This window comes from Bacillus sp. SA1-12 (assembly GCF_000981385.1).
Lineage (GTDB): Bacteria > Bacillota > Bacilli > Bacillales > Bacillaceae > Metabacillus.
On the sequence record NZ_LATZ01000128.1, the window covers coordinates 313,482 to 328,792 of the forward strand.

Annotated in this window: 4 protein-coding genes; all 4 read left to right on the top strand. The window is 40.3% G+C overall.

Annotated features, from left to right (window positions below; genetic code table 11):
• Positions 1 to 59: 59 nt before the first annotated feature.
• The 4 genes from WQ54_RS25590 to WQ54_RS25605 are packed head-to-tail and all read left to right on the top strand — an operon-like array spanning position 60 to position 15,234.
• Complete coding sequence (locus tag WQ54_RS25590) at positions 60 to 788, top strand: thioesterase II family protein (RefSeq protein ID WP_052737969.1); 729 nt, start codon at positions 60 to 62, stop codon at positions 786 to 788.
• Positions 769 to 6,534: a non-ribosomal peptide synthetase gene (locus WQ54_RS25595; RefSeq protein ID WP_046588621.1), complete on the top strand. Its 5,766-nt coding sequence runs from the start codon at positions 769 to 771 to the stop codon at positions 6,532 to 6,534. Before WQ54_RS25590 ends, WQ54_RS25595 begins: the two co-directional genes overlap by 20 nt.
• On the top strand, positions 6,524 to 10,738 hold the full coding sequence (locus tag WQ54_RS25600; protein WP_046588623.1) for a type I polyketide synthase: 4,215 nt from the start codon (positions 6,524 to 6,526) through the stop codon (positions 10,736 to 10,738). The genes WQ54_RS25595 and WQ54_RS25600 overlap by 11 nt, the downstream gene beginning before the upstream one ends.
• 14 nt (positions 10,739 to 10,752) lie before the next feature.
• Positions 10,753 to 15,234 carry a non-ribosomal peptide synthetase gene (locus WQ54_RS25605; protein ID WP_046588624.1) on the top strand — a complete coding sequence of 1,494 codons (4,482 nt, stop codon included), beginning with the start codon at positions 10,753 to 10,755 and terminating at the stop codon, positions 15,232 to 15,234.
• Positions 15,235 to 15,311: the final 77 nt, after the last annotated feature.

A 15,311-nucleotide genomic window follows, 5' to 3' on the forward strand; every position in this document is an offset into this window, starting at 1 on the left:
TTACCATCTATAAGGCTCTTTTTGCTGGTACAAAATCTTCTAAGATAGGAGGGAGTTTGATGAGAAAGCAAGTTCTTTTTTGCTTTCCTTATGCAGGCGGTTCTGGAACGATCTTTCATCACTGGCGTAAGCACTTGCATCCAAGCATTGAAATTTATCCCATCGACTATGCCGGAAGAGGCAAGAGATTTCACGAAGGCTTCTATAGAAATATGAATGAAGCCATAGATGACCTTTTGGATATTGTACATCCGTTTATTTCTAAAAGTCATTATTCCTTTTTTGGACATAGCCTGGGTGGACTCATCGCATTTGAACTTTGCAAAAAAGTGGCTATTGAATCCTTTCGTCCTCCAGAACACCTCTTTTTGTCAGGCATAAAAACCCCCAATCAATTAAGAGATAAAAAAATACATCACCTTCCAGAAAAGGAGTTCAAAGAAGAACTGTTGGAACTCAATGGCACACCACTAGAGGTCTTTAACAATCCGGAGCTGATGAAGCTGTTTATTCCGATTTTAAGATCTGATTTTAAATTGATCGAAGAATATGAAGGTGACCAAGTACGTGCAAAAATAAATACAAGCATTACGGCCTTGTATGGCGATAAAGACAATATGTCAAGAAATGACATGATGAAATGGAGGGATTTTACGGCAAAAGACAGCAGAATCATTTGTTATTCAGGAGGACACTTTTTTATTCGTGAGCACTACAAGGAGATCATAAAGCTGATCAATTGTACATTGGCTGAGAGAGGAGACATTTATGAGTACTCAAACTTATAATGCAGATTTGGTAACAGAGGAAGAACAATTCTGGTTGAATAAGCTATCTGGAGATTGGGAGATGAATAGCTTTGCACAAACTGCTAAAAAGAACGAGCTGAAAGATGCTCAGCATGATACTTTTACCTACCAATTTCCAAAGGAGTTATCAAGGAAAATCATAAAAATGAGCAACCAATCTGAAACTGGTTTGTTCATCATTCTGATGTGTGGAGTAAAATACCTGCTTTCTATCTATTCGAAAAATGAAGATGTCTCGATCGGTACTCCAGCTATCCAGGCGAAAACAGGTGCTGCTTATCAGGATCATCCTCTGATTATCCGCAGCAAGGTTCAAACCGGTATGTCATTTAAAGAGCTTCTTTTCAATGTTCAACATACGATTGCTGAGGCCCATCAAAACCAAAAAGTGTCACATGATAGGTTAGCGGCATTATTAGGCTTTGAGAATGCTACTAGACTAAGGCCCTTGACTATTGTTCAGCTGGAAAACATTCAACCGAATAAACCAACTTATACTCGATCTGCTGATACTATCTTTCATTTTACTTGGGATGGAAATGACATTGAGTGCTCAATCGCCTTTAAAAAAGACATAGGGGAAATAATTGGGCAGATAACGGATCAGCTAACACATTTCTATCAGAAAGTAATAGATTCTCCAAATATATCCCTTTTTGACATTGAGCTTTTATCGGAAGAGAAGAAACGTATTTTACACGAGTTTAATGACACTGGCACTGAGTTTCCGATGGACAAGACTGTTGTTGAATTGTTTGAAGAGCAGGTATCCAAAACGCCTCAAGAAACGGCAATCGTTTTTCAAGGGAAAAAGCTATCCTATGAGGAGCTAAATAAAAAAGCGAATCGTACAGCAAATGAATTAGTCAAAATGGGAGCGAAGGAAGGAAAAATCATAGGGCTGATGATGGATAGGTCGCTTGAGCTTCCAATCAGTATATTAGGAGTATTGAAGACTGGGGCAGCTTATTTACCTATCGATCCAAACTATCCAAATGAACGTATTGAAAAAATCATAAGTAATTCGAACGTAGATATTGTGGTGAAAGACAGCCGTTATCAAAAGCAACTGATACATCAACAAACAGCCTTTATTGATGTAGATGTCATTTGTCAGAAGGATTTACCAGCTGAGATGGAAAACAATCTTAATTTGCCTCTCCAGCCGGACGGGTTACTGTATGTTCTTTATACCTCTGGAAGCACAGGTGAGCCTAAAGGGGTCATGGTGAAGAGAAATTCATTTGCAAACCTGCTTCACTGGTACACAAATGAATTTGATATGAACGAAACAGACAATGTTTTATTAATTGCTCCGATTAGTTTCGACACGGCACATAAAAATTTTATTGCTCCATTAATAAAAGGGGCGCAATTGCACATTTTTGAACCAGGCGTTTATGATTACAACAATATGTCTGATTATATTCACTTACATAAGATTACGAGTATCAATTGTACGCCGAGCGGCTTTTATCCATTGGTTGAATACAATAAAGAAACAGATTATATCAGGATGGCATCACTGAAACATGTCTTTTTAGGCGGTGAACCTATTCATTCTAAAAGGTTAAAGCCTTTGGCAGAATCAGTAAACTTTATCGGAGAAATCGTAAATACATATGGGCCGACCGAATGCACCGATATCTCCTCCTTTTATCGGATAAAGGATGAAGAATTGATTGAACGAAAAGAAATTTCAATTGGAAAGCCGCTCAATAATGTGAAGATCTATATCGTTGACCATCATTTAAGACTCCTGCCTATTGGGGTTATTGGAGAGCTCTGTATTAGTGGGGCAGGATTATCAAAGGGTTACTACAATGCCCCGGGTTTAACAAAAGAGAAGTTCGTCGATTTTCCTGCAATCCCTGGGAAAAAGGTTTATAGAACAGGAGATTTGGCGAGGTGGACTGCTGATGGCAATCTAGAATTTATCGGAAGAAAGGACAATCTCACCAAGATAAGAGGCTTTAGGATAGAGGTAGGAGAAATTGAGGCAAGTCTTTTGAAGCATCATGAGGTCGAGGAAGCCGTCGTTGTGGCAAAGGAAGATCGTCAAGGTGCCAAAGAGTTATGTGCTTATTTTGTGGCTAAGTCGGATATACCAGCTGTCGTATTAAGAGATTTTCTCATGAAACGATTGCCGGATTTTATGATTCCTGCTTATTTTACACAATTGAACAAAATGCCGCTTAATCAAAACGGAAAAATTGATCGAAAAAAACTTCCTGAACCTGAATTAAAGGCAACGGTAAGTTCTACTTACGTTGCTCCTAAAAATGAGCTGGAGAGAAAAATTGCTCAAATTTGGGGTGAAGTACTACAGCTAAAAAAAATCGGACGTTATGATCATTTTTTTGAAATAGGAGGTCATTCGTTAAAGGCGGCTTCTGTTGTATTGAAAATCAATCAAGAATTTTCAGCAAATCTGCAAATGAGTGAAATGTTCAAACAGCCGACCATTAAGGATCTAGCTAGTTTATTAAGTGAAAACCGTCAATATGAAACAGCAGCTATTTTGCCTGTCAAAGAAAGAGCGTATTATCCCGTCTCATCTCAGCAAAAACGTCTGTATATCATGTGGCAGCTTAACAAGGATTCATTGGCATATAATTTACCAACTGGAATCATGATCGAGGGGGATCTTGACACAGCTGCATTACAAAACACCTTTCAGATTCTCGTAAATCGTCATGAAATTTTACGTACATCCTTTTCCTTTGCAGATGGACAGCTGGTGCAGCATGTACATCCTATGTTGGACATTAGTGTAAATTGTATAGAGGCCGACCAAGAGCGGCTTATGGACGTTGTAAGGAGCTTGATCAAGCCCTTTCATCTTGAAAAACCGCCTCTTATAAGAATAAACCTCATAAAAATCCAAGAAAATCAGCATTTGCTGGTAACGGATGCCCATCATATTGTATTTGATGGTCTTTCTATGGATGTATTAATGGAGGAATTTACTGAGATTTATGAGGGGAAAGGTCTGAAAAACCTTAAGCTGCAGTATCGAGATTACGCAATATGGCAAGAACAGTTTTTTCAGACTGAGCATTTTAAGCGTAAAGAGAAGTATTGGTTAGATCAACTTTCAACACATATTCCGTCACTTGAGTTAAGGACTGATTATCCGCGAAGGCCAGTTCAGAAAAGTGATAGTGATCTCATAACGATTACAGCAAGCAGCGATTTGACGTCAAGATTAAAAGAGGCAGCTATGGAGAATGGAACGACCCTCTATATGGTGCTGCTTTCTGCGTTAAATGTTTTGTTTGCCAAATATACAGGTCAGGAAGAGATTGTGATCGGCTCACCTACAGCAGGAAGGTCGCGGCCCGGCTTGGAAAAAATGATCGGAATGCTGGCAAATACGGTGGTGATGAGAAACTTTCCGCGCCGTGAAAAATTACTTCGGGAATTTATTAATGAAGTTAAGAATACGACACTTGAAGCACTTGATCATGAGGAATACCCGTTTGAGGTTTTGGTCGATCAGTTAGGTGTTCCGCGGAATACAGGCAGGAACCCGGTATTTGACATCGCATTTTCCCTTGATCGTCAAGAGGATTTCGTTAGGAATAGTGGTCATTTAGCTTTTCGCAGCTGGCCGATAGAAAGCAAGATGGTTCAATTTGATTTATTCTTACATGCTCTGGAAACGAATGAAGACCTTACGTTGAAATTTAAGTTTCGCACCGATCTTTTTAAAAGGGAAACCGTGGAGAGAATCGCTGGTCATTTTCTTCATTTGTTAGATGAAATGACGATAAAAGGAAATAGCCCGATAAAAGAGCTTGAATTGATGTCAGATGAAGAAAAACAAATGGTTCTTTCTGAATTTAATGAGACAAAGGCCGAATTTTTCTATGATAGGACCGTGCAGGAAATCATTGAACAGCAAGCAAAGGAGAGGGGAGCCAAAGCGGCGGTTTTCTGTAACGGTAAGGAATTTACGTACACTGAGCTAGATGAAAGATCGAATCAACTGGCCAATCTGTTAAGAAGCAAGGGAGTTAAAAGAAATAGCATTGTTGCATTGATGGTGAGACCTTCAATCGAAATGGTAATAGGAGTTCTGGGAGTGCTAAAGGCAGGGGGAGCCTATCTGCCAATTGATCCTAATTTGCCGCCTAACAGGATTTCGTATCTAGTAAAAGACAGCCGGTGCCAGTTGATCCTGACAACGAATACAACACTAGAACAGGAAGCCTTTGAACAAGAATTCATTGAATTAACGAATGAAATGATGAGCAAAGAAGACAATTCCAAACCTGAAAATATCAATCAACCAGATGATTTAGCATATGTGATTTATACGTCTGGAACGACCGGAAAGCCAAAGGGTGTGATGATTGAGCATAGAAATCTAGTCAATCAATTGATCGGGTTAATTGAGACCTTGCAGTTTGATGAGGACTTCCGCCATTTGCTGCTTGCCAAACTCACATTTGATGTTTCTGTACAGCAGATCCTTCTGCCGATTCTTTCTGGAGGAACGCTTTATATCCCTGAAAGAGAAGTGATTGCAGAGCCAAAGGAGCTTTGGCGCTATATAAAAGATCATCACATTAACATGCTTGGTGCTGTTCCTTCCCATCTAAAGGTTTTAATCCAAAATCATAAAATGGATCATGAGCTTCGCTGCATTTTTGTGGCCGGAGAAGTATTCACGAAGAGCCTTTACGATCAATTGCGCAGTTCGGTTTATGCAGAAAAAGTGATGAATCTTTATGGGCCGACAGAAGCAACAATCTTCTCAACTTCTTACTGTTGTAATGGAACTGAAGCAAGTTCAAGCATGCCAATAGGAAAACCGCTGAGTCATTATCGGGCCTATATTGTGGACAAGGATCTTAAGATTGTGCCGTTAGGGGCCATTGGGGAGTTATGTATTGCAGGAGCAGGTGTGGCAAGAGGCTATATCAATAATCCAAGTTTAACAAAAGAAAAGTTTATCCCCGATCCATTTGTTCCAGGTGAAAGGATGTATAAAACAGGAGACCTTGCAAGGTGGCTGCCTGACGGGAACATTGAGTATTTAGGAAGGATTGACCACCAAGTAAAGATTAATGGCATTCGAGTGGAGCCAGATGAAGTGAAAAACCATCTTTTGGACTTTGGTGCATTCGAGGATGCAGTTGTTATTACAAAGCAGAATCAACATAATGAAAACTATTTATGTGCTTATTTTGTAACGAATAAGGATGTTAATCTGTCAGATTTACGAGATTACTTGAAAATGAATTTGCCGGAATACATGATTCCTTCTCATTTCGTGAGGCTGGAAAAAATGCCGGTATCATCTAATGGGAAAATTGACGTGAGGGTGCTGGAAGAAAGGAAGGATGTTCAAGATGTGTTGCCTGGAGCAACTTCCCCTGCCCCGGACACACAATTGGAAAAAACGATTGCGGAGATATGGAAGCAGGTTCTTGGTATTCAAGATGTGGGAATCCATGATCACTTTTTTGATCTTGGCGGAAATTCACTCAATATTGTTCAGGTGAATGAGCGATTAAAAGAAGTGTTCCAAATTGATCTAGCTGTTGTCACGCTATTCAAGCACACAACGATTGCTGACTTGGCCAAGCATGTAAAATCGTTGGATATGGAAAATGAAGCTCAAACCTATAATACAGATCGAGTGCAGGTGATGGAGGAATCGAAATCCAGGCTAAAACAGAGAAGACAAAGAAAGAGGGATTGGAATGAATCATAGTCATTCACCAGTAGAAAATGGAATGGAAATTGCAATTGTCGGGATGTCATGCAGATTTCCCGGGGCAGATCATATCGATACCTTCTGGAAAAATTTAAAGAATGGCGTAGAATCCGTTTCACTTTTCTCTGATGAGGAACTGCAGGAAGCAGAGATTGATCAAGAAACCCTTCAACACCCAAATTACAAGAAAGCCGGAGGAGCCATCTTTGGCACAGAATGGTTTGATTTAAATGTATTCCAATATTCCCCGAAAGAAGCGGAGGTAATGGATCCGCAGCTAAAAATCTTGCATGAATGTGCATGGGAAGCGTTGGAGCACAGCGGTTATTGCCCGGATACCGTAAAGGGACTGATCGGTACGTATATCGGCTGTTCTACAAATTTGTATTGGTTGGACACTGTTTACCGCCATGCAACCGGTTTTTTAAAAGAAGCTGAGTTATTAAATGGCTCTCAATTCTTCAGCACTCGATTATCACATAAGCTAAATTTGAAAGGTCCGAGCTATACCGTTCAAACTGCCTGTTCTTCTTCATTGGTCGCTGTTCATTTAGCCTGCCAAGCTTTGTTAAGCGGGGATTGTGATATGGCTTTGGCGGGGGGAGTTTCCATTACCTTACCAGAGAAAAGAGGTTATTTTTATCAGGAGGGAATGATCCTTTCTCAAGACGGAAAGTGCAGACCATTTGATGCCAGTGCCAGGGGAACGGTGAATGGCAACGGCGCGGGTATTGTTGTGTTGAAGCGGCTTGAGGATGCAATTGCAGCTGGAGATTTTATCCATGCGATTGTAAAAGGCTCTGCCATCAATAATGACGGTTCCAATAAGGTAAGCTTTACAGCACCAAGTGTAGAAGGACAAGCAGACGTTATAAGAACAGCCCATCACATCTCAGAAGTTGAGCCTGAGAGCATATCCTATGTTGAGGCACATGGCACCGGGACGATACTAGGCGATCCGATTGAGGTTGAGGCTTTAAAATTGGCGTTTAACACAGAGAAACAAGGGTTTTGCGGAATTGGATCTGTAAAAGCGAATATCGGGCATCTTGATAACGCTGCTGGTGTAGCTGGTTTCATTAAAACAGCCATTTCCTTAAAGAATCGGATGATCCCGCCTAGTATTAACTACGAGAAGCCTAATCCTAAGATTAACTTTGAAAACAGTCCATTTTACGTAAACAAGGAACTAACTAAGTGGAATAATCGGGGCTATCCATTACGGGCTGGGGTGAGTTCTTTTGGTATGGGAGGAACAAATGCACATGTCATCCTTGAGGAGGCACCAGAAAGAGGAAGTTCGGATCAGGGGAGAAAGTTTCAATTGCTCTCATTTTCCGCGCAAACGGAAAAATCACTTGAAGACCAAACAAAGAAGCTTGCTGGTTATTTAAGTCAGGAGGATAACGTACAACTGGCCGATATAAGCTACACACTGTTAACTGGCAGAAAAAACTTAAAGTACAGAAGAATGCTGGTGGTTTCTACTAAAGAAGAAGCAAAGCGCGAACTGCTCAGCCTTGATCCTGCAAAGGTACAGACGGTGATGGATGACGGCAGCAATAAGCAAATGATCCTTATGTTTCCTGGGCAGGGAACACAGTATGTCAATATGGGCTTGGAGCTCTTTAGAGAGGAAAAGGTTTTTCGTGATGAGATGAATCGCTGTTTTCATCTGTTGGAGGAAATTAGCGGATTGAATTGGCAGGAAGTGATCTATCCATCTGAGATCAACGGCAAGATTGATCAGACCCTTTATACTCAGCCGGCGCTTTTTGCTTTTGAATATTCATTGGCAAAATTGTTAATGGAATACGGTATTCGACCAGACGGCATGATCGGTCATAGTATCGGAGAATATACAGCTGCATGCCTAGCCGGCGTATTTTCCTTAAAAGATGCCTTAAAGCTCGTTTATGAACGAGGGAAGCTTATGCAGCAATTGCCAAAGGGAAGTATGGTAAGTGTGATGGCTTCCGGGCAGGAAATCATGCCGTTTCTTAGTGAAAAACTATCCATTGCGGCAGTGAACGGCCCCTTCTCTTGTGTTGTTTCAGGTCCAAATGAAGAAATCATCCTGTTTGAGGAGCAACTGGCAAGCAAAGGCATGTCTTATAAAAAACTAGCAACCTCACATGCCTTTCATTCTAGCATGATGGAGCCCATTTTAGAGGCTTATAAAGAGAAACTTAGAGAAATAGACTTTCATCCGCCTAGCATTCCCTATCTCTCGAATGTAACGGGTGAATGGATTACGGCAAGCGAAGCAACTAGCCCTGACTATTGGGTACATCATCTTCGCCGCACAGTACGGTTTTCCGATGGGATCAGCCAGCTTTTAACTGGCGGAGATTATCTATTCGTTGAAGTTGGGCCAGGCAGGGCACTAAGCACATTGGTAAGACAACAATCTCGCGGAAAATTATCCACTTCTATTGTCAATACAGTGCGGCATCCCAAAGAAGAGGTTTCCGATGAACAGTATTTGCTGCAAACGATCGGCAAGCTTCATATGCAGGGTGTAAAAATAGATTGGTCCAGCTATTTTGCAAATGAAAAAAGGCACCGCATTCCTTTGCCAACTTATTCTTTTGACAGGAAGCTATATAGGCTGCATCAAAATGCTGAGCATGATGTCCCTGAGGCACCTAATATAGAAGAACATCCGGCTGAATCGAAGCAAGCAAGCTCCTCTCCAGATGGGAAAGAGCAAAAGATTATCGAGGCATTCAAGGATGTTACCGGGGTATATCCTATTAGCCGCCAAGATGATTTCTTTGAAATCGGCGGCAGCTCATTGACCGCTGTCAATGTTGTTGCAAGGTTGCAGAAGGATTTTGACATTTCAATTAATCACTTATTTCAATATCCGATAGTGTCTGACTTGGCTAAGCATATGACTGATAAGAAAGCAAGCCATAAGGTCGATAAAGCTGCGTTGGCAAAATATCTAACCGCAAGACGGAAAAGTCATCGCCTAGTTGAGGATGAAACGATGCAAGAATTGCGTCATGTCTATGAAAACAAGAATAATAGGTATGTGGAAGCAGATCTTTCCCGTGAACGGAACTATAAGGAAATCCTGTTAACAGGAGCAACCGGTTATTTAGGAGCTTATCTGCTTTATGAATTATTAACTAAGTTTAATAGCTTTATCCATTTGATTGTAAGAGGTGACAATCAAGCGGCAGCGGAAAAACGACTAAAGGAAAAAATATGCTCTTATTTCGGCCCTTCCTTTTATGATGAGTATAAACAAAAAATCGTCGTCTATAACGGAGACTTAACTAAAAAGGAGTTAGGGTTGGATCGGATCACCTATCAATATCTTAGTGAAACAATCGAATGTATCATCCATTCAGCCGGCAATGTTAGTCATTTTGGAAATGAAGCTGAATCCTATGAAGCAAATGTAGTGTCAACGAATAATATGGTTGATTTCTCGCTTACAGGCTCTCGAAAAGACTTCAACCATATCTCCACTTTGGCAGTAGCCTCCGGAATTGTTCCGGACAAAAGGGAGCTTTTGTTCACTGAGTATGATGATAATTTGGGACAAACCATCAATCATCCCTATCCAAAGACAAAGCTTCAAGCAGAAAAGCTTGTCATGGAGGCAAGGAATAAGGGAATAAAGGCAAACATTTTCAGAGTTGGAAATATCGTTTTTGACTCTTCATCAGGCAGGTTTCAGGAGAACATCGAGCAAAACGCTTTATATACGATGATGAAATCCTATCTCAAGATCGGTCTTGTTCCCGAGATGGAAAGGGACACAGATTTTTCATGTGTAGATGATGTTAGTCGAGCCATTATCAATCTGTTTGCAAAAGAAGCTTTAATAAATGAGACGTATCATATTTTTAATCCAAACTATGTAAGCCTAGCGGATATCTTGACAACTCCAGGCTTAGCAATTGACGTTAAAGAAGTGTCGATTGAAGCATTTATCGATTACATCTTTGATGAAAAACAAAGCGAACGGTTTGCTTCAGATTTATATGCGCTCCAGCTTCACAGTGTAGGCGAGGACTTAACCCTCTCCGAGGAATCAATACAGACCATCTTCCATATCCTTGCTGATAAAACGAACCAACTATTGGGCAGGACGGGCTTTGTTTGGAATGATCTAAATGAGCGAATGATTAAAAAAATGATTGAGCACGGTCAGAATGTGGATTTTTTCAGTAAAACAAGATGAGGTGGTATTTTCAAATGAATCATACTCGGTTTTTTTCATTGACTCATCCTCAAAAACGAATTTGGTATATGGAAAAAATTTATCCAAATCAGCCTCTCCATAACATCGGGGGTATCGTATTGATTAAAGGCAACGTGAATGTTGTCATCCTGAAAAAGGCAATCAATGAATTCATTAAAGCAAATACTGGAATCAGACACTGCTTTTTAGAAAGAGATGGTGAAGTCTATCAATATATCGCTGACTATCAAATGTTCGATGTGCGTCAAATCGAATGTAAAGGAAGACAGGAGCTGGACGAGTGGGTAAATCAAGAGGCGCAAAAACCTTTTTCGCTTCAATCAAGCGAGCTCTTCGATTTTGCTTTGTTTCACTTGCTGGATTCAAATGAAGGAGGATACTTTGTTAAGGTTCATCATCTCTTATCAGATGGGTGGTCAATGAATCTCTTAACCGATCAGATCTGTACGATCTATATGAATCTCTTAATGGGTGAGGAGTTAATCGGTCAATCGGGCACATCCTATCTTTCCTATCTTGAAAAAGAACAAGCATATTTAAGGTCTGATCGCTTTCTTAAGAATAGACAATTTTGGCAGGATAAATTTCATACCCTTCCTTCTTCCTTTGAACGGGTTGAATTAGATTGTTCTTCTGGAATCCGAAAGACGTACTATTTATCAAAAAGCCAGTCGGCTAAAATTAATCAATTTGCTGCTGACCATAACGTTTCGGTTTATGCCTTTTTTGTTGGGATGTATTATGCATATCTTCAAAAGGTTAAGAAACAGGATGATTTGATTGTTGGCATGCCAGTATTGAATCGTTCGGGAAAAAAAGAAAAAGAGATTTTTGGTATGTTTACAAGTACAATGCCTTTTCGTCACCAGATAGATCTCGAATTAACGGTAGAGGATTTTATGAAGGGAATTCATCATGATTTGATGCGGTGTTACTTTCATCAAAGATATCCCTTTGACCTGCTCATGCAGGATTTGCAATTGAAGAAAAAAGGCTATGGCGATTTGTTTGATACATGCATCAATTATTACAATACAAATCTGCAGACGGAAGTAAATGGAACGCCTGTAGAAAATATGGAGTTTTACAACGGAAAACAATTATATTCACTCCAGCTGATTATCCGGGAATGGTCCGGAACGGGCGAATTTCAATTAGATATCGACTATAAGATGTCGAACTATGAGGAGAAGCAAATTGATCATATGTTTCATTGCTTTGCTCATTTAGCAGATCAAATGCTGCAACATCCGAATAGAAGGCTTGCAACGCTTGAGCTTATGCCTGGTGAGATAAGAAACAAGCTGCTAGATGATTTCAATTCTACAGATGCAGATTATCCTAAGGGTAAAACCATTTACCAGCTTTTTGAGGAACAAGCAGAAAGAACACCGAATCGAACGGCTCTTTGTATGGAAGACCAGACAATGACCTATAGGGAATTAAATGAGAAAGCAAACCAATTGGCAAGGTATTTAGGAAAGAAAAATGTAAAAAACGCAAAGATAGTGGGGATCTCAACCAAACATTCCATGGAAACGATCATTGGAATGTTAGGAATTTTGAAGGCGGGAGCGGCCTACTTGCCGATCGATCCTGATTATCCATCTGAACGGATCCTTTATATGTTGGAGGATTCGGGAATTGAGCTTGTATTGACCAACTTTGACATCTTGAATACTTGGGGGATGTCTTTAGACAAGGTGGAAATTGTCGATCTGACTTCAGCTGATCTATATAAAGGGGGAGCTGAAAATCTTGCACCGATGAGTGGTCCATTTGACCTTGCTTACATGATCTACACATCAGGCTCTACAGGAATGCCAAAGGGCACGATGATTGAGCATAGCGGGCTGGTCAATTATATATGCTGGGCGAAGAAGGTGTATGTCGGTGAAAGTGAAAAAGAGGCTTTTCCATTTTACTCCTCCCTTGCATTTGATCTGACGGTTACTTCGATTTTTACACCGCTCATTAGCGGAAATCAGATTGTCATCTATCCTGCCGATAATCATGAATATGTGCTCTATAACATATTCAAAGAATCGAAAGCAACCATTATCAAATTAACTCCTTCGCATTTATCACTCTTGCAGGATCTCGAGCTAAAGACGTGCTCAATCAAGACATTCATTGTTGGAGGGGAGGATTTAACGGTTAGCCTTGCTTCAAGTATACAGAGCCAATTTGGCCATGATCTAAAAATTTTCAATGAATATGGACCAACTGAAACGGTTGTAGGGTGCATGATTCATCAGTTTGATCCAAAACGGGATACAAGGGCATCAGTACCAATTGGCAAGCCTGCGCAAAATACGAAGATCTATTTATTAGATTCAGACCTTAACCCTGTTCCAGTGGGAGTGATCGGGGAGATCTTCATTTCCGGTGATGGCGTTTCAAGGGGTTATCGTAATAAGGTTGAATTGACAAGAAAAAGATTTATTTCAAATCCTTTTTCACCAGGGGAGCGAATGTACCGCACAGGCGATTTAGGAAAGTTTATCGATGAATACAGTGTAGAATACGTCGGGAGAGCAGATGATCAAAGGAAGATTCGCGGCTATCGGATAGAATTGGGTGAAATTAAAAACGTGTTGATCACCCATCCAAGCATAAAAGATGCTGTCGTAATCGATCGACAAAGTGAAGATGAATCCCCAGCTATATGTGCCTATTATGTAACAAAGGAAGAGGTCTCATCAGCCGAATTATTCAGATTTTTGGAAAAGTTTTTACCGGTGTATATGTTGCCTTCCCATTTCATACCGTTAAAGGAAATTCCGTTGACGATTAACGGAAAAGTTGACCGCAATACACTTCCTGCACCTGAAGCAGCTGTAAACGAAGCAGCTGATCATGGAATGGAAGAAGTTTTAATAAAAACAATCGGGCATGTGCTGCAGGTTGAAAACGTAACAATGAAGGACAACTTTTATCATCTTGGAGGAGATTCGATCAAAGCGATTCAGATCACCTCAAAGCTAGGACAGAAGGGTTTTAAAATCAAAACAAGAGATATTTTAGCTAATCCAGTCATTGAGGCGATGGCATTACATATTGAAACAGCTTGCAAAGAAATGCGAAAAAACAGGCACTGTGTTGGCAAGGTAGATAAATGGCCGGCTGCTTCTTGGTTTTTCTCCCAAAACATGGAAAATATCCATCATTATACCCAGTCTGTTTTATTAAAGGTTAAGGGAGACCTGAAGAAAGAAATTCTTGAAGATGCCCTGCAGTTATTGGTTTCACATCACGACTCTTTCCGTATGAATTATCAGTCGCAAACAGAAGAGCTTTATTTCAACGAAAAACATATCCTTCCTAAATTTGAGTTAAAATCATTTGATTTATCAAGTTTCTCGGAGCAGGATCAACTTGTTTATATGGCTGAGATTGGGGAGTTGCTGAAGTCGAGCTTTAATATTGAAAAGGATTTTCTTCTAAAAGCATGTGTATTTGAACTAGGGAGATATGGAAAACGGTTTTTGATGACAGCACATCACCTGGCAGTTGACGGTATTTCGTGGCGTATTATCCTTGAAGACCTGAGCCAGCTCTATAAGCAGATTGAAAAGCAGGAGCCGGCACTTTTGCCTGTAAAAGGCCATTCCGTGCAGGATTGGGCAATTGAACTGAAAAATTTTGGTGCAGCCATTACGGAAAAGGAAAAACAATACTGGGGCCGTATTAACCAGCAGCCGGTAAAAGGGTTTAATGATTTTGACTTAGGTCCGGACAAAATGGAGCATTGTGACACATTGGTTCAAAAATTATCAGAAGCTGAATCACTTCAACTTCTGCAAAAGGCGAATGAAGCATATCGAACAAAAGCAGATGAATTAATGATCATCGCTCTTTCCATGGTGCTGAGTGATTATAGCAAAAGCAATGAGGTTATCATTGAGGCAGAAGGTCATGGGCGGGAAGAGATTGCAGAAGATATTGATATCTCAAGAACCGTTGGTTGGTTTACAAGCATGTACCCGATTCATTTAAAGGTAGAAAAGACAGGTTTGTCCGAGCAGATCAAGCAAGTAAAGGATCAACTCAGGGCAATTCCGCATAAAGGCCTTACTTATGGGGTGTTAAAGCAAATCGCAAAAGAATGGGAAATTGACAAGCAAAAGCTTGTCAGGTTTAACTATCTTGGTGACTTTAATGAGTTATTTTCAACAAGCCTTTTTGATTTTACGGACGAATATTCAGGCGGAGAAAGCAGCTTGGCGAATGAACTGGATTGTTTGTTGGAAATCGTTGCGTACATGGTCGATAACAAACTAAGTGTATCGATTACGTATAGCAAAAACAAATTCAAACGCGACACCGTCATCCAGTTTTTCCATGATTACATGAATCAATTACGAGAATTGATCCAACACTGCAGCCAAAAAAATGAAATAGATTTTACACCCTCAGACTTTGAAACAGCAAATCTCTCAACTGATGAGCTTGAAAGTATATTTAACAGTTGAATCTAGATGAAGCTTCACTTTATTCCTGGCTTTTATGAGCAGTAAAACCCCACTTCAAGATTAGGAAAGTAGCTTTG